Raw genomic sequence first — 20,110 nt, 5'->3', positions numbered from 1 at the left:
ATCCATCTCAACCTTTAGTTAGCGCTGCAAGAAATTGCATTATCAGTGCCCGAAAAACACACCGCACCCGACAGGTGAACGTTTTGTGTGCTCATAACAACCCCTTGCCCATTGGCATTCGCACCAGTAGAGGTGCCCCCATTAGGAAAATCAGTCACCGACTGACTCCCTACGCTGGGAAGCCAATAACCAACGGGAACAGAAATGGGCTGGTTGACACTTAAACTGGCATTCGGCTGGACGCTAGGTACAACACCCACGGTCAACTGACCGGGCGCATAAGTGATGGCATAATTACTTGACGTCAGACCCGACACGTCGATGGTATAATTGCCCACATTGATAGCCCCTTGCGAGCTGCCACCATAGACCAGTTTCCCACTCAGTGCCGAACGAGTTTCATTGTTCATAAAGCCTTGGTAGGTCACACCATTGCCACCCGTATAAGCCAAACCATCGTAAATCTTGCTCGCATTATTAGCCGTGACCGTCAATGGCGCTGGGGTCACTTCAAACTTCCCAGTCACATAGTGCAAGGTGTAATTGCCATGCGCGGCACCTGTCAAAGTGCCATCACTCGCACTCGCCGTGTAATCCGTGCCCACATTCGATGCTGCAGTCGCCGTGGTGGTATAACTCAGGTCCGTCAGGTTACTGTCACTCTGGCCGTTCTTCCAACCCGATGCTTTAAACTCATAAGTCGGACTCGAGCCATAGTTCTGATGCCCTGCGGCGGTCACCGTGAGGTCGGCCGGGGTCACCGCAAATGTCCCGTTCACATAGTGCAAGGTGTAATTGCCATTCGCAGCGCCACTCAAAGCCCCGTCGCTGGCCATGGTTGTGTAGTAACCCGTGCCCACATTCGATGTGCCAGTTGCATTGGTCGTCACCGTCACATCCGACAACAGGCTATTGTCCTGACCGTTCTTCCAACCCGAAACCTTATAGCCTAACGTCGGCACAGTGTCGCCATACACCATATTGCCATTGTTTGCGGTTACCGTGAGGTCGGCTGGGGTCACCTCAAATTTCCCGGCCACATAGTGCAAGGTGTAATTGCCATTCGCGGCACCCGTCAAAGTCCCATCGCTGGCCGTGGTCGTATAATCCGTGCCGACGTTCGATGTGTGAGTGGCATCGGTCGCCACCGTCACACCCGACAATAGACTATTGCCCTGACCGTTCTTCCAACCCGAGACCTTATAGCCTAACGTCGGCACATTGTCGCCATACACCATGCTGACATTGTTAGCCGTGACCGTAAGGTCGGCTGGGGTCACATTTGTGACGCTGACAAACCGGGTTGCGCCGCCCCCCATGAAAGCTCCGCTCACCCCGCTCACATTGCCTGTATAGGTGCCAACATTGCTGGTCGCTGAAGGACCACCGGAGATGACAGGCGTGCCACTTACTGTGTTCCATACTCCCGTATCATAAGTGGTTATGGTTGGCGATGACGCGCCATAGACCATGCTTCCTACATATCCGACCACACCGGATACACCATAAAGTTCGGGTCGATGACTCGCATCAGCCGGAGCCCATATGGTCCAATCAAACCCCGTAAAACTACTGGGATCCTTCATTTCCGCCGTGGTCAGACCTGTGGCGCCCGCCACAGACGAAACGTTGCCAACAGCATTCGTTTTGCCAGTGGTACCCATATCCCAAAAGGATGAAGTGATGGTCGCATTGCTATAGTTCCCCCCCACAAGGCCACCGACGTTGCTATTTCCCGTCACTGCCCCGGTGGCATAGGCACTGATGATGGCGCCGCTATTGTACCCGGCGAGCCCACCGACGATGCTATTTCCCGACACTGCCCCGGTGGCATAGGCATTGCTGATTTTGCCGTCATTGTACCCCGCGAGGCCACCGACGGAGGTACCATTTCCCTTCACCGCCCCGGTGGCATAGGCATTGCTGATGGCGCCAAAGTTCCCTCCCACGAGGCCACCGACATAATCGCTCCCCGTCACAGCTCCCGTCACAGCTCCCGTCGCATAGGCATTGATGATGGCGCCGTCATTGTCCCCCACGAGGCCACCGACGAAACCATTAGTTCCCGTTCTCGTCACTACCCCGGTCGCATAGGCATTGCTGATGGTGCCTGCACTCCACCCCACAAGGCCACCAACACTATTCCGACCTGATATGCTTCCGCCTTCAAGGCCCACATTGCGGATTGTCCCGCCGGTTCCCACAATACCGAATAGACCAACATCACTCGTTGAAGGTCGATAAATAGTAAGGTTAGATATCACATGGCTTTGGCCATCAAAGGTGCCAGTGAATTTGGTCGAACCGTTGCCCAACGGCACGAAGCCATCACTGCCCCAGATACCGGAAGAGCTAGCGGTGCTTTGGGTTGCACTGGCGTCAATATTACCTGTCAGGATATAGTTGCCGGAAAGATTGGTGTTGATTAATGCCAGTTGGTGTAGGTTGGAGACCGTGATAACCCCCTCTGCATTGGGGCTGGCCGCCTCCGAACGCAAAATAGGTCGCATATCCGCCGCTTGATACCAGGTAGTCGTAAAGTTCCAGTTGGAATAGATTGAGCTATGATTGGCACTATCACGCATTTGCGCTGTAGTCAGGTTAGTACCGCCCGCCGAACTGGTTTTGCCAGTGGTATCGGTATCCCAATAGGATGAGGTGATGGTAGCAGAACTGTTATAGTTGTACCCCACAAGGCCACCGACATTTTCTCCGCTTGCCTTTATAAACCCCGTCGCATAGGCATTGCTGATGTTGGCAGAATTGTACCCCGCGAGGCCACCGACGTAGCTACTTCCTGTCACGGCCCCGGTGGCATAGGCATTGCTGATGGTGCCAAAGTTCTGCCCCACGAGGCCACCGACGGAGGTACCATTTCCCTTCACCGCCCCGGTGGCATAGGCATTGCTGATAGTGCCATCATTCCTCCCCACAAGGCCACCAACGTTACTATAAGCTCCCGTTCCCGTCACCGCCCCCGTCGCATAGGCATTGCTAATCGTGCCATCATTCCCCCCCACAAGGCCACCAACACCATAGCTGCTCCCCGTCACCGCCCCGGTGGCATAGGCATTTTTGATTGAACTGCCATCGTCGGCGTATCCTACGAGGCTACCAACACTAGATTGTCCTGATATACTCCCCCCCTCAAGGCCCACATTGCGGATTGCCCCACCTCGACCCATATCACCGAATAGACCAACATAATCCGTTGAAGGTTGATGAATGGTAAGGTTAGAAATCACATGACTCTGACCATCAAAGGTGCCAGTGAATTCGTTAAACTGTTTACCCAACGGCACGAACCCTGCCCCATTGTTCCAACTCGATGTCGCACTGGCATCGATGTCTTTGCTCAGGGCATAAGTGCCCGCAAGGTTGGTGTTAATGGCTTGGAGATTCGCCAATGTATTGACCAACATATACGCAGTGGCCGTGGTATCCGAGCCCATATTGCCAGAATAATCTGTGGCAGAGGTGTAGCTGCTTGGGTTGTAATAAATGGCCACTCCACCCGGTGCCGTGGCTTTAGCGTTTGAGGCAAACGTCACCGTGCCGGTGCCAGTGCCCGAATTATCCGAACGCAGGACGATTTTAGACCCAGCCCCGCCAGTAAGGGCCGCATTGACATTAATATTGTGATAGGCCGACAATTCCAGGGTCGAGCCGCTATTCCAGATCACCTCGTTGGCCACTGTGATATCGCCAGCTTGCGAGCCCGCAGAGCCAGAGCCGCCAGTGGTGATCGAGACATTGGCACTGCCTAGGGCGTTTTGTAAGGTGGTGACGTTAATCACACTGTCATCGCCAGTGGCGCTGGTACCAGAGGAATTTGACGCTGTACCATTAGAAATGGTGATGTTATAAGGGTCCAGTAACAGGGTACCAAACCCACCCGGGCCGCTTAAATCAGTAAAGCCGTTATAGGCCAGGGTCGCCTTGCCCGAGACTTCCGCATTTCCCCCCTTGCCCACACCTGCGCCGCGGGCGGAGATCAAGCCATCAAAGGTGGTCAAATCATCTGACCAGACAATCACCTTGCCGCCATTGCCGCTTTGGTTGGCATCAGCACGGATCACACTGTTTGCATCCACGGTCGTGGTCTTCGCCCGTGGGGTGTTGCCTTTGCCCTGGTAATCACCGCCAATCTTAACCGAACCGCCACCAGTAGCACCGGACGCATCGATCGTCGCGCCGTTCAAGGCAATGTGTTGACCAGTGACGCTAATTTGGCCGCCTCTTCCGGTAGCAGACGTGGCCGTCACCTGACCGGATACGGTGACATCACCGCCTTGCCCGCCACCGATGAGGATGCGACCATCGTGGCCTGAGACACTATTGGCTTCGACGACACCGGATAAGTTGACCACATGACGGGCCGCATTACGGGCGCTGGCCACTGAGATCAGTACTGTCCCACCATGGGCAGACAGGGTCCCCGAGTTATCGATCAGCGCGTCTTGACTATTAGCATCCGTTTTGCTCGGCAGTGCCACCTGCAAAAAACCATCGCCTGACAAGTTAAGCGTGGCTTCCTCACCGGCGCCTACGCCTATCCGACCCAAAGGGGCCGCAATCAACCCGCTGTTTTTCACCCGACCGCCAATCAAGGCCGCATAGCCCCCCCCGACCCACGGTGATAATGCCCGCATTACTGACACCCGCCGACGCCCCCGTGCCTTTGAAAAGAAAATGACCATCCAAAAAGTCTTTATCAGCGATATTCAGTGTGGATGCCACAAAGCCGCCGCCAACTTTGACTGACCCAGTTGAAGTAATGGCAATGCCATTGGGGTTGATCAGATAAACCTGACCATTGGCATGAATTGAACCGGCGATAGTCGATGTGGTGGCCCCTGTGACTCGGTTCAAAATCGCCGAGGTGCTGTCCGGCTGAATAAAGTGGACGGATGCGCCTTTGCCAACCGAAAAACTTTGCCAGTTTACAATGGCTTTATCCGAACGCTGGGTGACAGTGGTGGTGTTCCCCGAGGTCCCCATGGAAACCTGTCCTGCGGCAACCGACCCGCCAGTCGGTAAGGTCGCGGCCGCCAATACAGGCTGCACGGTCATAAAATAAATCAGGACACCAACGACACATCGTCTGGTTTGACCAGACAGTGTGACCACCTCGTATTTTTGAATACCCATTCAATTCTCCGCTGTATTGAATTTTGTCTCTGGAATGTAGGCTTATTGGCACGACACTGAAGCCTATTAGCGCGGTAACCCAAGCGTTCCCCACCAGACGGCGGTTATGTAACTTGTTTACCTTTAGTCATTAGCAATGGCATCTTACTAAATAAAAAAAGGTTAAAGCTGACGAAAGCTGACAAAACGCAACTTTTTATTACATTCTATTAACATACTCCTCTCCCCCTGTTACGATGTCACTAGTCAGGGCCAACGCAGAGTAAGGAAGCCAGTAACAAGGCAAGAAGAACAGAAAGTAAGAGAATAGCGTGCTATATAGGCCACAAATTAAGAGAGTAAAACTCTGTTTAACAAGATGTTCCCCATTCCGTTGTTTATAGGAGTTATGCTTTGATACTCATTTTATTCTGCTACTTAAGCTCTCCTTCAAAAGTTTATAGAAGACAGCGTTCCAACTTAGTATCTAAGTATTAAGGAATGCTAATAGAACAAATAGGCGAACTGTGTAATACCAGGTTTAAACTGACAGGCAGCGCAGACAATCGGTAAGGGATAGCTTTAATTAGCTGAAACTAAATTGCTCAATCATATGGAATTCTCTAGTCAATTAATGCATACGTTTTATCGATTCATTACCGTTCTTTTCGCTCTCATTATTTCTTGGAATGCCAATGCTCAGAGCATTCCCATTCAAGCGGGAATCAACACCCTGCATCTAACGCAAAATATTCAATACTTTACCGATAAAACAGGGCAACTAACCCTTAAAGATATACTGAAAAAAGAAGGCGACTTTACATCGGTTACCTTTCCCTTTGCGGCAGGATTTTCTAATAATTCATACTGGTTTCGCGTTACTTTACAGCGCGGTCAAGGTGCCGCTAAAGATTGGTTATTAATCATTAATCCGACGTATTTAGACAGTGTTAAATTATATACACCTTTGGGCCATCGAAATTACTCACAGAGCGAAGTGGGCGATTTACTGCCTACTGACCGACAAAATAATTCTGCAACGCTCTCATCATCAGAATCCAGATTTATGCAGTCCGTAATGGTACCGTTTTCCCTTCCCATTACCCTAGCAAACACCCAGCCCCATACATTTTATATCCGTCTACAAACCAACAGCTCCACTACTTTGCGGCTTACTTTACAAACACCAGCTGAGGCCGTATTTACAAGTACTAGGAAACAAATAATATCTGCTACGGCGATCGGTGGGTGGCTCATGCTTTGCTTGTATGCTTTGATCATGACTCGCCTGACCCAAAAAAAAGCCTATGCGTTAAGTTGTATTCCTCTCCTTGGCTGCATTACCCTTACGCTCGTTAAGAGCAGTATCGCGGCGCAATATATTTTCCCTGATCACCCCATGTTGGTTCATTTACTTGGGCCAACCAGTGTCTGTGTAATGCTCTCTGGGATTATTTTGTTTTTTATGTCCTTTTTCCAAACAAACCAGAAATTCAAATACATACATTGGTTTTTGCAATTTAATTTGGTATTTAACCTAGTCTCTTTTATAAGTTTATTTATAGGAAAGTCCTATCTTTTATTTGCCCCTTTCATGTATCAAATATCTTATATAACCTTTCCTGTATTATGTTTTGTTATATGGAAGGGTGTAAAAAATGGTATTGCAGGAAGCCGCTCGCTTTTTGTAGGTTATGTTGTTTTCTTCATGCTCAATATCTGCGCCATTTTCGCTGCAACCTATCATTTATCAACCCCCTCGATATTTCTTGATATGCCAGAAATAACGTCTTTTATTTTTATTTTCATGATGTATCAAGGCTTATATCAAAACAAAAGAGCAGAGAACGTTGCAAAGAGAAAACTAAAAGAAAAAATACATTTCGCTGAAAAAGAAGCCGAGCTAGAAAAAACCAGACGAATCAATCAGTCACATTTTATGACACTGGTTACCCATGAGTTAAAAACGCCACTGGCTGTTATTGACAGCATCATACAAACGTTACCCATCGAACAAATTGACATTAGCCCTAAACTTGCAGAGCGTCACACTCGAATCCAAACAGCAATTTCAGAACTCAATGCATTGATCAACAATACTCTTATTTCTGAGTATATGGATTTTGATAACCGGTCGTCTAACTGTAATGAAACCAATATCAATGACATCATTAAAAACATCATCAATCATTCACCTACTAATGCTAAACAATACATAATCAACACAACCAGCAACGTCAAATTAAAGGTTGATGCTTTCTTGTTTCACTTAGTATTAAACAATCTCATAATCAATGCATTAAAATATAGAGCGGCGGACTCATCGATTTCAATAAGCAGTACTAAGGCTTATGATAACAGCCGAGAAGGCGTACTAATTTCAATAACTAACGATTATCAATCTTCACAAAAACCAGACCCAGACATATGGTTTGATAAATACTATCGTCAATTAGATAAGCCAAATATACAGGGTTTTGGTTTAGGATTATACTTGGTTAAGTCAATTGTTGAAGCTCACTCAGGATACATTCAATGCCGAGTGATCGAAGAAACATCTATTTGGAAAGTCACGTTTAACGTGTGGTTTCCTTTTACTGAAAAAGATTAAAAGATATGACACGAATTTATTTTGTTGAAGACAATCCTATTTTGCTAAATAATGGCTTATTGTGGTTAAACAATGAGGGATACGATGCTCATGGTGCTAGTTCTTATGAAGAGCTGGTGACATTAATGAGCATTCAACGCCCTGATTTAGTGTTACTCGATTGGAATCTCCCCGGAAAGGATGGCTTATTCATTGCGAATAAGCTAAGAAATGATCCTGAAACAAAGAACCTATGTATTATTTTCGTCACTGCCCGCAATTCTATTAACGACAAAGTTTCTGGCCTAGAAAAAGCAGACGCCTACATTGCCAAACCCTTTGATTATCGTGAATTACTTGCCACTATTCGAGCCTTATTACGAAGAACCACTATTCATAGCATTTCATCTGACGAAAACACATGGTTGCATTTTACTCAGCAACGAATCCTTCGAAGGCCGGATGGGCACGAGCTGGATATAACGGAAAAAGAAAATATTATTATTCAGCTTTTTGTCCAAAACGCTGGCAAAATTGTCTCACACGAGTTGATATCTCAGGCTCTCAATGAGAATCCTGTCACATATGATAAAAACCGTACAGAGGCACTATTATCTCGTTTAAGAAATAAATTAAAAACAGACAACAAAAACCCGATTCGAAGTTTTCGTAATAAGGGCTATCAGCTAATGACTAACGTTAAAATCATTAACGAATGACATGAAACGCTTCTTTATCGTTGATACATTCTAAAAAGACCATGCTAGGAAGCTTGGATAAAGCCACTCAAGCTGCTTTTTTTGACATTTTGGTTTGTGCAATGAAATCATTAGGTCTCCCTTCGTGAATCAGCTACTATTTCCTCTATGACAACAACCCCACATCAACGAAATAACTCGATATCACAGAGGGCTCGCCCTCCGTATCCGAATGCTCTAGGTAACAAGACGTGAATACATTGGAAAACGAAGAAAGCAGCTGGACGGTTTGTCCCAAATGTCATGGTCAAGGCAAGCGAAGTAGAAGATTACGCAAAAAAGTGCGGCTGCAATATTTAAAAGAACTGACTGAGTTTGAACAGTTAAAAGGAGAAGGTCCTGCACCGATTCGCCCTAAAGGCCATTTGGAAATGTGTCTTCATTGTGCTGGCTCCGGTTTGGTCCCATCCCCCAAAGCCCCACAGGCAGATACAGAAAACTACCCTCATGTGGCCATTATTGGTGGTGGCATAGGCGGTGTAGCCCTTGCTGTCGCCTGTTTACATCGCGGCATTCCTTTTACACTTTATGAGCGCGATAGCCGTTTTGACGAACGATCTCAAGGTTATGGCCTTACTTTGCAACAGGCCAGTAAAGCCATCGAAGGCTTAGGCATTGTCTCATTAAAAGAAGGTGTCATTTCAACGAGACACCTTGTCCATACCACAGAAGGCAAAGTGGTCGGAGAGTGGGGCATGAGAAAATGGCAACATTCAGGCAGCAAAAACGCCCCAAAGCGTACGAATATCCATATCGCTCGACAATCATTGCGATTAGCGTTACTACAACAACTTGGCGAACGAAACAACGTACAATGGGGCCATCAACTAATCGACTACAGCGAACACAAGCATGCCGACGGTGGCGGAGTTGATTTAACCTTTTTAGTAAAACGTCAAGTAAATGGTCAAACACAAAGCGAGACAAAACACGCTAAGGCAGACCTTGTTGTGGGAGCCGATGGCATTCGTAGCGTCATTCGGCAACAATTGATCGGAGACAATATTACGCCGTTACGCTATCTAGGCTGTATTGTCATTTTGGGAATTTGTCCGCTAGCAGATCTAAAGGAAATAAAAAGCGACCTACTGGATTCCGCCACGGTCTTCCAAACAGCCAACGGTCATGAACGAATCTATATCATGCCGTATGATGCAAACACCGTGATGTGGCAGCTTAGCTTTCCTATGCCTGAAAACGAGGCAAAAGCCTTAAGCGAGCAAGGTGCCCATGCCCTAAAAGCAGAAGCCTGTCGCCGTACTCAATGGCATACGCCTGTGCCGCAAATTGTAGCGGCCACCAAGGAGAGCTTGATATCCGGCTACCCCGTTTACGATCGAGCACTCCTACAACCAGAATTATTAGCAAAAGGCGCACACATCACCCTTATCGGTGATGCGGCTCACCCAATGAGCCCTTTTAAAGGACAAGGGGCAAACCAGGCCTTACTAGATGCCTTGGCGCTAGCCCGAGACATTTCTAAAGGCTGTCGACCGCTGTTTCAATGGCGCGAAGTGGGTATAAGAGACAGCGTCTTAAACGAATTTGAAGCCCAAATGCTAGAACGCAGTTCTGTCAAAGTGCAGGGCTCTGCTGCTGCGGCTCAGTTTCTGCACTCAGAGGTTGTCCTTCATGAAGCCAATGAGCCAAGAGGACGCTCTCTCAAGAGAGACGTAGAACAGGGAGAGACGCCCGATTAACCAAAGGTCGGTTCACCTTATCAATAGAAAAACGACCACTAACCACTATAAAGAGATGGGGCGATACTCTATCGCTTCGATGTAATAGGTTTTCTCACCGGTTGCTAGACGAATCATCACCTCATCACCTTCCTGTTTTTTCAGTAAAGCTTTTGCTACTGGGGAATCAATACTGATGTAGGCTGGGTTGTGATCCAGCTCATCAGGCCCGACAATGCGATGCGTTCGTTGCTCACCACTCTCATCCTCCAGCGTGACCCACGCACCAAAGAAAACCCTTGATTGATCAGCTGGCAAACGATCTACCACAGTACAAACCTCCAAGCGTTTTTCCAAATAACGCACTCGACGGTCTATCTCTCGTAATTGCTTTTTACCGTAAATGTATAAGAACCCCATATAAGAACATACTATTTCATTGTTGAGGTGGATAGGATCTCGTATCATTGGACTCTCATCTCCATCAATACTCAGGTTAAGAGAAAACCTATATGGCGTATGTTCGAAAAATCAACACAAGATACACTGATAGCTTCAGCAACCTAACCTTTGAGCTACCTGCATTGGTAACAGAGAAAGGAGTGATTGTATCTCATCTTAGGTACCTAGCGTGGTTCAACACTAAAAGTGCCTCATGGAAAGAACGTGCAATATTTTCTTTAAAACTGCTTATAGAGTATATAAATGCTAATCCTAACCATGACAAAGGGTATGAACTTCTTAAAGCCTTTAGAGACTCTCTAGCTACCGGAACAATAGACTATGAAACCTGCGATGACGCTCTAGGCCTTTTCTGGCGGCCTAGAAGCATAAATGACATTAACAATATTTTGCATCACCTCAATCACTACACAGACTTCTTGGCCTTACAAGATGATTATAATGACCTTCGTGTAAACCCGTTTAGAAAAGCCTCTAGTTATGAAGAGAGACTAAACTGGTGTGCCTATTACAACAAACAAAAGAATGTATTTTTAAATCATTTAAGTGACTATGGCGATGCAAGAACAAAAGCTCAAAAAGTCAGATGGGTCACATCTCTTCCCAACTTAAAAATTGATAATGATAAGGTTGTTAGGTTCCCTAGAGAGCATATTAATAACCTCATCTATAAAGGGTTTAAAAATAAAGGAACCCCTGATTATAAAATGCAGGCCATAACTACATTACTGCACTACGGCGGAGTTAGAACCAGTGAAGTATTTCATATTTATACTTCAGATATAATTTTGCACCCGAGTAGGCCTGATGAAGCGTTGGTAAGAATTTACCACCCTGAATATGGTAGTTCCCCTAATTCAAGATATAAAAACCGTAAAGAATACCTAAACCTAGAATTTAATTTGCAACCAAGAAATAAAATACCTAGAACAAAACGGCTTCATGCCGGTTGGAAAGGCGCACTTTTAACCGACAATCGCAATTTTTTTGAAGTTGTCTTTAATCCTGCCTCTAAAGCAAAAGAGTTCCTAGATCTCTGGATTTTATATCTTAAGTATCAGCGGGTTGAGCCAGAAGGAAACGAATTACACCCTTATGCATTTACAAACAGTAAAGGTAAACCTGAAACTGAAAAAAACTTCCAAAGACAGCATAAAAATGCCGTTGAAAAGATTGGTTTGGAAGCGAAAAAAGAGCTAGGAACTACTCCACACGGACATCGCCATACTTATGGATATCGTTGTAGGAGTTATGGATTGGAGCCAATAGAAATCCAAAAGGTAATGCATCATAAATCCCCATTCTCTTGCCTAGTTTATATCAAGCCAACAAACGAAGAGATAAGAGAATTTATGAGGAATGCTGACACTTAAAAATCATAAAACTCTGGCTCCCATGTTTCAATTGGAATGAGCTTCTCAATTCGGTTGATGTCATTTAAAATTTTTAGAAGCACTTCTCTTTTTCCTAATCTACCGAGACACCACATAATATAACCAAGCTCATTGATTTTTTTTGCACCTTTAGCCACCGATAATGCAAACGCATCATCAATGGTACGATTTGCAGCGACAGATGCGGAAAGAAAAGATACTGGAGCATCTTTTCTTAGGAATTTAACTTTATTAAAGTCACTCGCAGCGACTCGTTTCAACACATTATTTTTAACTCTGAACTTGACTCCCTCAGCTTGCCATATGTCCACAAAGCGTTTGGTTAAAAGTGAAATGCTTCCGTATTTGGCAAGAGTTTCCAAGCAATTATTATCAGAATACATTTCCCATGCATCCCAAAGCAGACTCTCAACATCAGCAATAATGACAACGTCAATTAAAGCGAACGCTCTTTTTCTGTCTAATACCGCTGGAGACAATAACTGATGCTTAATAAAGTCTAGTTTTTGCTCTTTATTAAGGTAATTCCCAAACGTTTTAATACTAGTTCCTAGAGAGACTCTATTCTTGCCCTCGGATACGTAAAATTCTTTTAATAGCCGGACAATAAATTGCACGGGCAGCGCCTCTCCTCGCCGTTCTACACGTTCGAGTATTTGCTTAATGAGCTTATTTCTAACCTCAGTCTGATTAAGATAGGAAATGTAAACATCACATAGATCATTTAAGCCAATCGTCAGAAGTAACGCATATTCAATACTATCTCTTGCTCTTACTTTTTCTTTTACTGCTACTTGTTCGAGTATTTTAGCTATCGGATCGGCCATAGTTTTTCCTAATAATAAGTTCTAGCATTTACCTTAAATTAAAAGTTATTCACGACATAATTGATGTTTGGGCTGGTAAAGATAAACATAGTCTCTTTTCTTGATAGGTAATATGTAGACGCGGTTCCATTAGTTCGCTACCAAAGTCATAGACCAAGATTGAAGGCTGGTAGAGATCGACAGCTTGTCCAACAAATACATTCACAGCATTCGATGCACAGATGAGCAAATTTACTTTCCTAATAGAAAATTGATCGTGAAGTCTTAACAACAATGCGTGTAAGTCAGTCCGAAGTTGTTTACCGTTTTCAGGATGAGGAATAGCCGCATTGCCATATTGTAACGCCTCTATTTCAATTACTGGCATTCCTATTCTATCTGCGGTCTGCCTCATAACAGTGGGATACTGCGTCATCGCTATGCAAACCGTTACTTCACTTTTACCTTCAAAATCATTTTCATCAAATTTAATGCTGTAGGGCTTAGGTACCCCGAATTCTTGAGGCCACATCCAGCAGCCACCGTCTCGAAATCTTAGCATAGGAATGATCTCACACTTATTTCCTAAGCGAGCGCCCAAACCAACTAAGGCAGGCATAGGGCCGAATGCAAACAAAGCAGCCTTGTGAGAATCGTTCTGCGTTTGCTGAATTATGTCATCTGCTTCATCATTTATGATTTCTGCCATATCTCGTTGAAAAACTTCAGCGCGTTTCCTGTAACGGCGTTCATTGTGGCTCAATCGATTCAGCCTCCCAGTAGACCGCGCATTTATTCGAGACATACTATTAGCTATGTCTCGTTCATCAGGCTCAGAGACTATATTTCCACCAACGGGCCATAAAATCGAGAAAGCAGGGATTGGATTAAAACTTAACCCTTCTAGAAGAGACCGTACAGTATACGTGAAATCTGACCGCATCTGAGACAAGCGGGCTGCATCAAAATCTATAGCTGCAACTTTATCGATTAGTCGATGATGTTTGTCACAAAGGACAAGTACATTCTCTGGATTATCTGATTGATAGTCGGACAAGTAAGGGACTCCACGAGGACCGAACTCTGATGAAGCAATAATATGAGCATTATAAGCAAAGTTACCAGAGTACCCAGTAAGTTCATCAACTTTAAGACATTCCCCACACCCCTCAAACATACAGTAACCGTGGCTATCCCGCGCTAAATGTTCTAACGTTCCTTTACTAAAGGGTTTCCCTCTTCCCTTCAGTTTTCGGTTTGCCCATATTGCCCGTAAGAAATCTGGGAACTCATCTACTGAAATTTCCATTGACTGAGCCTGATACTCACTCCAAACTGCGAGCACAGCTTCCATTGAAGCCAGATTTTCTCTCTCTATATGTTTGCCTTGCATATGGCGCACGAGAACATTATCGGCTATACCCAGCTTATTTAAAGCTGCTTCAATCTCATCGAGAACTAAATTGAGGCGCAGGCTGACACACAGTCTGTCACTCACTAGGATAATGACCTGATTATGTGCAAATCCATCTATCAATACGCCACATTCTCTCCATTTCGGTAGCGTACCAATGGCATTTATAAACTCGTCCAATTTTTCATGTGACTCTACTGGTTCGTACTGTGCCTGATGAATATTTACAACGCCTTCGCTCATAGAACCTCCTCAAGAATGCACACTAACTCTTTGCCTGTGCGGCTATATATACAGAAGTGGCTTGTACCCACTATGATGAATATGAGTTGTCTGTCTGGATTGCGTGCGCAACACGCACGCCAATCCTCTAGATCAACATACGACGGACTCGGTATCGGCTCTGGGTGAGAATGCCATGTCCCAAGGTAACCAGATGCCCCTTTGGACTTTTTGAAATAATCATCAACTGACTTTTGATGACGATTATCTCTCAGTTCAAAGGACGTGCGTGTAGCACTGTCTTTGGCCAATGGTATCGTACACGCCTCAATCCAAAATTGAGAGGCATCGAAATTTTGCCCGCCAATCAACACACCGAATGCTTCATTTTTTTCTTTTTTATCTTGTTTTAAAACTTGCCAATCATCTATGACTTTCTTCGTGACCGATAGCGTAATAGCGCCGTCATCGCTCACATATTCAGTGGTTACAGACATCACAATCCTCATTGAACAAGGGGAGCTTCTTGAGTGATTCTTTGAAGTGGTAGTATCGATGAGTAAGTTTGATATTTTCAGCTTGGGCATCATCGTTATCTCCCTTCCAACTCATTTTGCACGAATCTGTTTGTTTGCCCTCCAGATAACGTATAGCCAAGCTGCTCGCCATAATGGCAGTTTGCGCTGAGCTGGTAGCTCCATAACTAATAAACTGGTTTCCGCAGCCAGCAATACTCTTCATTACATCTTGATTCGCTTCTATAAAGTTCAAATTAGACTGTAAGCCCCGACAACCATTAATCAGATCGACATATGCACACAACAAACAACCTTTAGTTCCGCTTACATCAAGCACTGCATGACCACCTACACCATACCCTTCTAGCCAGCAATTAAGTGTTGTCACATTAATATTATTGTCTAACAGATACTGTTTGAATAATCGTTCGTGAGTAGGGTTGCCAATAGCTAAAACAATTAGGTCATAGGAATCAAGGGAGCACTTGTGAGGTAGCTCAATTAAAGATTCACAAGAGTAATGAGCGTCAGACCAAGGGAACTGTGCGTGACATTGAAACACCATCCCCATTGACTTTGGCATATCAATGTATATTTGGGGGAGCATATGACGATAAAGGTTATCAATCTGATAGGTTTCTTGGTCAATTAAATGCAGATCTCTGATACCCGCAGCAGCTAGCTTATGAACAATTTCACTACCAACTGATCCTATCCCGACGACAGCAACTTTTTTATCAGCTAACGCGGTAGAACCACCACCTCTTTGTAAAACATTTTCCTGATTAAATACTCTTACGCAGATTGGCGTTAGCTTCCACTCACTGAGCTTATTGAATGATAAAGGTAATGTTTTTTTGTTCTCACAATCGAACTTTATTGCAAACCAAGTCCGATTGCTATCAACGGTAATTGCAGTAAAGACAAGCCAGTAATTTTTATCTCTCCACTGACCAAATTGGTCACGCAACTTGCGTAATGTTGTCTCTGGCAAACTATTAATTGTATTGAGATACCACTCTTCAATTGTCTCATTTAAATTTGGAGCTGGTATCAACTTTTCAATTGGTACGACAATAGCCTTACCGGCCACTTTCCTTTGGCGTTTATTTATTGCGAAATACATCTCGCTAAGCTTAGATATTTCTGAGTCAGATGGATGTGCGACGTAATAGCTGTGTAAACCATATAGCATCTTCTCTAGAGGTTCATAAACATCTACTTTTTGCAAAATAGGCTGACTGAAATTGATCAGCAAAGGTTTCTGTGCCTTATCGCAAAGAAAAAGCCAGTTACTATAAAACTCTCTTAATAGCTCTCGTTCATTCCACTCAGGGTCTGTTATCACCGATTTCAGCAGTGCTATATGGCGCTCAAGTGAATCTTTAATCAACAACAAAGGTTGATCAAAGTTTACAGAGACTGACTCTGGCGCATTAACACATACCACACCGTATTCTGTATCCTCGATACGTGCAATGTTTACGTGAGCAAGCTTGCCAAACTTGGATGGTTCCAATAATAAGAATTTAGGTAATGACAAATATCGGTCTTCCATGACAAGCAACACCTTCACAACACGATCTGATATCCTGCATGAAACAGTTACCGTTGCTTTACCACAACATTTATCAGGAACACACCGAAAGCCCTGCTCTGTGAGAAACTGGTAGACTTGCTCTTTCATCATCACGCTCCCTGTGACGTGCCAACCGAACCAGCACTGCTATATACAACCTTGGCTCCTTGATTACTATTAGACTCTTCAGAGGTTTCAAAATCGTCACCAAACAGTTCTCTTAGTATGTCACATTGCTTTTTCAACGACTCTTCTGCTAGTGATATATCCAATTTGCGTAACATCGTATTCAGCTTATTCCGGAATTGAGTCCCAGTCACTACGCTACTGCTCTCAAATATATCCCTGTAAGGAGTGACAGGAAGATTAACTTTAACTCGGTAATTGCCATCAACTCGCGCTTTAAAATACCCCCCATTAAGTATAGTAGCCACGGTGTCACGAAGCGCTTGAAGATCGTCAGGCTTTCCGTCATCGTCCATTGCCGATTTGAACTGCTCCTTCAACATGACAGTAATTCCAATCGAATAGATTTTTTTCCTCACAGAGTCTTCGAACTTTTCATCGCGCCAACGCTTCATATAACGAACCAAACGTTTATACTGACTCAACTTATCCTCACTTGAGCCAATGTACGCCGATTTATCATTGATATTATCGATAAGCCCTTTAGGGTCAGATGGCGACCACATTTTTACAGCATCACTTGAGTTACGCTTGCCCACCGCCAATTCATAGCTGTTGCCTCTTTTTCTATACACAACAATATCAATATGAAGGTTCAGGCTGGCATAGTCTGCGGTTACGCAGGGCATCTTTATTTTCGCATTTTTGAAGCCACGTTTTTCCAAAACACTACACACCAGCTTCTTTATTTCGACGGGATCTTCCGGTGCAGTAGATGCGTCTATTACTAGCGCTCGGTCAATATCAAAATCATTTTTCGGGTGCTTAATCGTTGTAGCAGTTTTTAGTGAACCTTGAATAAAGCTTTCTATGACAGGATGACCAGACTCTTTAAATACTGCTTTTAGCTCAGCACAGATACTGTCATCTTTTTCTCTAGCATATTTGTACTTGCTGTCCTCACGGCTTAACTTTATTACATTGTGAAATTTTGTGAACTTTTGTTGAATAGACATATCTTGTACCCCTTGTTTTGTTATAGCTTGCCAACAAGAGGCAAACCTTTTGGTGTTGTTGAATCGCAAAGTAAATGGCTTAAATATCCTACCCCACCGAGTAAAACTAACCCTCTGATGAGTTTTTCTAACGACTCTTCAGGTTTCCACTGATATATTTTAACAAGACCAACTGTTAGTAGGCCCATGACAGTTATACTATGAAAGAACTGACGGTGATTGGGGTGTATAGCCGGTTCTATATAATCTGGAAGCTTTCCGGCGACGCAGCCTAAGAGCGGCGTAAATAGAAAGCTATGTGTTAAAGGATGCGGGGTGTCATCGGCAAGTGCAGCAAGGCCTACCGCTCCCACTCCGACTAGTATATGTGTAGTTCCACTGGACATTTATTTTTCCTTTTATTAATTTTATTTCTTTATTTTCAAAGAAAATGTGTGCTTATTAACTAAGGCGGAAAAATAAACAAAACTGGACAATGTCCAGAAAATAAATTTTTAGCGCCAAATGGAGTAGTAGATGCAAGGATACGAATACTTTGATAGCAAAGAAGCGGCCTGGCAAGTTCAAAGTATGAGCGAAGACGACATACTTAAATGCATGAGAGCTGCGTACTTCTTTGTCGGTAAGTACGACTTACCAATAGAGGGAGGGGATTTGTTGAACGAAGCGATAGTTAGGATATTGGAAAGCAAACGTCACTTGCCAAAAGATGTTCAAATATCCACAGCAATAAACCAGATCATTAAAAGTGTCAGTTACGAGATGGCCACTAAGCGCAGTGATGAGGCGATGAGAAATACAACGTCTTTGGAAGAAATTTCCAACTATAGTAGTACACAGGAAACCACTTCGACGACAATAGATAAACAGTGGAAAAATATACTTTCCCTATTTAAAGAAGACGAAACTGCTAACGCCTTTTTAGGTGCAACTGAACAAGGCCTCAAGAAATCACAAATTATTGAAGGCGTATTTGGTGGTGACGAGAAGGCGTATGACACTACGCGCAGAAGAGTTATAAGAAAAGCCGCATCGCAGATAAAGGAGTCTATGTAATGTTAAACAAGGAAGCAAATGAGTTACTGGATGACATTATGCTTGATAAAATAGCAAATATGTCTAGGAACCAGCTTAATGAAGAACTAAGCGGTTTTGTATCAGATATAGAAGCTATAAAAGGACGAATTACTTCAACACTTACAGCACAACAAAAACCTGCCACAACTGGTGTGTTACAAGCAGCACGTAAAGGGTTGGAAAGACAACGAAAGTCATACAAAAAGTCGAACATCCGAGAAAGGCTAGCTAAAAGTGGAATGGACGCCAAGGGTATGCTGATTCAGCTTCTAGGTCAGGGAAAACTTCCGGAGAATCTCACTCTAGCGTTTCGCGATGGAGAAGAGTTTACGGATAACGATGCTGAAAAAATACTTGAAGATTTAGTAAATATGGGAGTTGTAGAGCTTGACGATAACAAGGATTAAACTGGATGTCGAAAGCCTCTATATTGACCGTTATGGCATAACTTCTCCTAGGGAAATCGATATTGAAGCAATAGCGTTCGACCGTTCTGCCACAGTGCTTCAGGGTAAGTTGACTGGTTGCGAAGCGATGATTATTGGCGCAGGCGACAAAGCTACCATTACGGTAAACGAAACAAGTAGTCCACAACGCCAACGATTTTCTATCGGTCATGAACTAGGGCATTGGTTCAAAGATAGAGGAAAAGTCGGAAATCTTTGTTCCAAGCATGATATGGACTCTCCATACGGAACAAAGAAGCAGCGGGAAGTAATAGCTAATGAATACGCATCAGAATTGTTGCTACCTTCTTACCTGCTGAACCCTATATTGAAAGATAGACCATTTGATCAGTCCCTGCTTAGTGAAGTAGTTAATTTATTCGATGTTAGTTTCATGGCCGCGCTTAGGCGCGTAATCAGCAGCCAACAACACATGGGATTTTTTGCTATGTATGACTCGAAAGGAAAACGTCGATTATTCAAAGCAAATAAATATCTACCATATGAATTTTTACCTCCCCAACTTGCACCCAAACATTCACGAGTCTATGAACTGATACATAGAGGCAAAGAATCAGGATATGGGTTAACAGATGGAGAAGTGTGGTGTAAGCTTGACGTCACTGGCTTGGGTGTAGTCCATGAAAACGCCTTCCACTATCACGGTGATAGTTTTATAACTCTTGTTTGGTGGGAAAACGATGAACCTATCTGGCAACTCATAGAAAAACAAGAGATGAACGAATAATCTCTTCATATGTATTAGTCTCGACTTGATCTGACAGTTTTGTAAGTTTGAGTTGGACCAAATTTGACAGTCCCCACCATAGCCAATGACAGAAAAGATATGCCCGTTTTGAGTGAACATAGTTACCTTTTTTGTTTGACCCGTT

Annotated in this window: 16 protein-coding genes; 7 read left to right on the top strand and 9 right to left on the bottom strand. The window is 44.3% G+C overall.

Going from position 1 to position 20,110, the window contains the following annotated elements:
• Nucleotides 1-14: 14 nt before the first annotated feature.
• On the bottom strand, nt 15-4,652 hold the full coding sequence (locus AC0VYI_RS04350; protein ID WP_475447555.1) for a beta strand repeat-containing protein: 4,638 nt from the start codon (nt 4,650-4,652) through the stop codon (nt 15-17).
• Nucleotides 4,537-5,151, bottom strand: coding sequence for a two-partner secretion domain-containing protein (locus tag AC0VYI_RS04345; protein ID WP_475447553.1), 615 nt, complete (start codon nt 5,149-5,151; stop codon nt 4,537-4,539). Before AC0VYI_RS04345 ends, AC0VYI_RS04350 begins: the two co-directional genes overlap by 116 nt.
• 613 nt (nt 5,152-5,764) lie before the next feature.
• Between AC0VYI_RS04345 and AC0VYI_RS04340 the strand changes: the two genes are divergently transcribed.
• The 3 genes from AC0VYI_RS04340 to AC0VYI_RS04330 all read left to right on the top strand — a co-directional run bounded on the left by AC0VYI_RS04340 (nt 5,765) and on the right by AC0VYI_RS04330 (nt 10,178).
• Nucleotides 5,765-7,741 (top strand): sensor histidine kinase, encoded by a 1,977-nt coding sequence (locus tag AC0VYI_RS04340; RefSeq protein WP_475447552.1) that lies wholly within the window; start codon nt 5,765-5,767, stop codon nt 7,739-7,741.
• A gap of 5 nt (nt 7,742-7,746) precedes the next feature.
• Nucleotides 7,747-8,439 (top strand): response regulator transcription factor, encoded by a 693-nt coding sequence (locus AC0VYI_RS04335; RefSeq protein ID WP_475447550.1) that lies wholly within the window; start codon nt 7,747-7,749, stop codon nt 8,437-8,439.
• Between the two features lie 230 nt (nt 8,440-8,669).
• Nucleotides 8,670-10,178: an FAD-dependent oxidoreductase gene (locus tag AC0VYI_RS04330; protein ID WP_475447548.1), complete on the top strand. Its 1,509-nt coding sequence runs from the start codon at nt 8,670-8,672 to the stop codon at nt 10,176-10,178.
• A 45-nt stretch (nt 10,179-10,223) separates the two neighbouring features.
• Here AC0VYI_RS04330 and AC0VYI_RS04325 read toward each other — a convergent pair whose 3' ends face one another.
• Nucleotides 10,224-10,625: a GreA/GreB family elongation factor gene (locus AC0VYI_RS04325; RefSeq protein WP_475447546.1), complete on the bottom strand. Its 402-nt coding sequence runs from the start codon at nt 10,623-10,625 to the stop codon at nt 10,224-10,226.
• 44 nt (nt 10,626-10,669) lie between these two features.
• Here AC0VYI_RS04325 and gmtY point away from each other — a divergent pair, with 44 nt between their 5' ends.
• Nucleotides 10,670-11,992 (top strand): gamma-mobile-trio recombinase GmtY, encoded by a 1,323-nt coding sequence (gmtY, locus tag AC0VYI_RS04320; RefSeq protein ID WP_475447545.1) that lies wholly within the window; start codon nt 10,670-10,672, stop codon nt 11,990-11,992.
• Here the strand turns inward: gmtY and AC0VYI_RS04315 are convergent.
• From AC0VYI_RS04315 to AC0VYI_RS04290, 6 genes are read right to left on the bottom strand one after another with little or no spacing between them, the layout of a single operon-like run.
• Nucleotides 11,989-12,840, bottom strand: coding sequence for a hypothetical protein (locus tag AC0VYI_RS04315; protein WP_475447544.1), 852 nt, complete (start codon nt 12,838-12,840; stop codon nt 11,989-11,991). The two genes, gmtY and AC0VYI_RS04315, sit on opposite strands and share 4 nt — an antisense overlap.
• 49 nt (nt 12,841-12,889) lie before the next feature.
• On the bottom strand, nt 12,890-14,476 hold the full coding sequence (locus tag AC0VYI_RS04310) for an SAVED domain-containing protein (RefSeq protein WP_475447542.1): 1,587 nt from the start codon (nt 14,474-14,476) through the stop codon (nt 12,890-12,892).
• Nucleotides 14,473-14,952, bottom strand: a complete 480-nt coding sequence (locus AC0VYI_RS04305) for a Mov34/MPN/PAD-1 family protein (protein ID WP_475447541.1) — start codon at nt 14,950-14,952, stop codon at nt 14,473-14,475. Before AC0VYI_RS04305 ends, AC0VYI_RS04310 begins: the two co-directional genes overlap by 4 nt.
• Nucleotides 14,936-16,663 carry a ThiF family adenylyltransferase gene (locus AC0VYI_RS04300; protein ID WP_475447539.1) on the bottom strand — a complete coding sequence of 576 codons (1,728 nt, stop codon included), beginning with the start codon at nt 16,661-16,663 and terminating at the stop codon, nt 14,936-14,938. Before AC0VYI_RS04300 ends, AC0VYI_RS04305 begins: the two co-directional genes overlap by 17 nt.
• Nucleotides 16,663-17,694: an SMODS domain-containing nucleotidyltransferase gene (locus tag AC0VYI_RS04295; RefSeq protein ID WP_475447537.1), complete on the bottom strand. Its 1,032-nt coding sequence runs from the start codon at nt 17,692-17,694 to the stop codon at nt 16,663-16,665. The genes AC0VYI_RS04300 and AC0VYI_RS04295 overlap by 1 nt, the downstream gene beginning before the upstream one ends.
• Nucleotides 17,695-17,714: 20 nt before the next feature.
• Nucleotides 17,715-18,080, bottom strand: a complete 366-nt coding sequence (locus AC0VYI_RS04290; protein ID WP_475447535.1) for a metal-dependent hydrolase — start codon at nt 18,078-18,080, stop codon at nt 17,715-17,717.
• 130 nt (nt 18,081-18,210) lie between these two features.
• On the opposite strand from AC0VYI_RS04290, the gene AC0VYI_RS04285 reads away from it, so the two are divergent.
• From AC0VYI_RS04285 to AC0VYI_RS04275, 3 genes are read left to right on the top strand one after another with little or no spacing between them, the layout of a single operon-like run.
• Nucleotides 18,211-18,750 carry a hypothetical protein gene (locus AC0VYI_RS04285; protein ID WP_475447533.1) on the top strand — a complete coding sequence of 180 codons (540 nt, stop codon included), beginning with the start codon at nt 18,211-18,213 and terminating at the stop codon, nt 18,748-18,750.
• Nucleotides 18,750-19,178: a hypothetical protein gene (locus tag AC0VYI_RS04280; protein ID WP_475447532.1), complete on the top strand. Its 429-nt coding sequence runs from the start codon at nt 18,750-18,752 to the stop codon at nt 19,176-19,178. Before AC0VYI_RS04285 ends, AC0VYI_RS04280 begins: the two co-directional genes overlap by 1 nt.
• Nucleotides 19,159-19,965: an ImmA/IrrE family metallo-endopeptidase gene (locus AC0VYI_RS04275; RefSeq protein ID WP_475447530.1), complete on the top strand. Its 807-nt coding sequence runs from the start codon at nt 19,159-19,161 to the stop codon at nt 19,963-19,965. The genes AC0VYI_RS04280 and AC0VYI_RS04275 overlap by 20 nt, the downstream gene beginning before the upstream one ends.
• Nucleotides 19,966-20,110: the final 145 nt, after the last annotated feature.

Source organism: Marinomonas sp. 63XJN7_9_ISO-PGPR-S23-217 (assembly GCF_056173515.1).
This window is presented reverse-complemented; position numbering and strand designations above follow the sequence as displayed.

What these genes read in the sequence shown, in the direction of transcription:
- AC0VYI_RS04350 (WP_475447555.1), bottom strand. Translation starts at nt 4,652, where the DNA reads ATGCGGGCATTATCACCGTGGGTCGGGGGGGGCTATGCGGCCTTGATT.
- AC0VYI_RS04345 (WP_475447553.1), bottom strand. Translation starts at nt 5,151, where the DNA reads ATGGGTATTCAAAAATACGAGGTGGTCACACTGTCTGGTCAAACCAGA.
- AC0VYI_RS04340 (WP_475447552.1), top strand. Translation starts at nt 5,765, where the DNA reads ATGCATACGTTTTATCGATTCATTACCGTTCTTTTCGCTCTCATTATT.
- AC0VYI_RS04335 (WP_475447550.1), top strand. Translation starts at nt 7,747, where the DNA reads ATGACACGAATTTATTTTGTTGAAGACAATCCTATTTTGCTAAATAAT.
- AC0VYI_RS04325 (WP_475447546.1), bottom strand. Translation starts at nt 10,625, where the DNA reads ATGATACGAGATCCTATCCACCTCAACAATGAAATAGTATGTTCTTAT.
- gmtY (WP_475447545.1), top strand. Translation starts at nt 10,670, where the DNA reads ATGGCGTATGTTCGAAAAATCAACACAAGATACACTGATAGCTTCAGC.
- AC0VYI_RS04315 (WP_475447544.1), bottom strand. Translation starts at nt 12,840, where the DNA reads ATGGCCGATCCGATAGCTAAAATACTCGAACAAGTAGCAGTAAAAGAA.
- AC0VYI_RS04310 (WP_475447542.1), bottom strand. Translation starts at nt 14,476, where the DNA reads ATGAGCGAAGGCGTTGTAAATATTCATCAGGCACAGTACGAACCAGTA.
- AC0VYI_RS04305 (WP_475447541.1), bottom strand. Translation starts at nt 14,952, where the DNA reads ATGTCTGTAACCACTGAATATGTGAGCGATGACGGCGCTATTACGCTA.
- AC0VYI_RS04300 (WP_475447539.1), bottom strand. Translation starts at nt 16,663, where the DNA reads ATGATGAAAGAGCAAGTCTACCAGTTTCTCACAGAGCAGGGCTTTCGG.
- AC0VYI_RS04295 (WP_475447537.1), bottom strand. Translation starts at nt 17,694, where the DNA reads ATGTCTATTCAACAAAAGTTCACAAAATTTCACAATGTAATAAAGTTA.
- AC0VYI_RS04290 (WP_475447535.1), bottom strand. Translation starts at nt 18,080, where the DNA reads ATGTCCAGTGGAACTACACATATACTAGTCGGAGTGGGAGCGGTAGGC.
- AC0VYI_RS04285 (WP_475447533.1), top strand. Translation starts at nt 18,211, where the DNA reads ATGCAAGGATACGAATACTTTGATAGCAAAGAAGCGGCCTGGCAAGTT.
- AC0VYI_RS04280 (WP_475447532.1), top strand. Translation starts at nt 18,750, where the DNA reads ATGTTAAACAAGGAAGCAAATGAGTTACTGGATGACATTATGCTTGAT.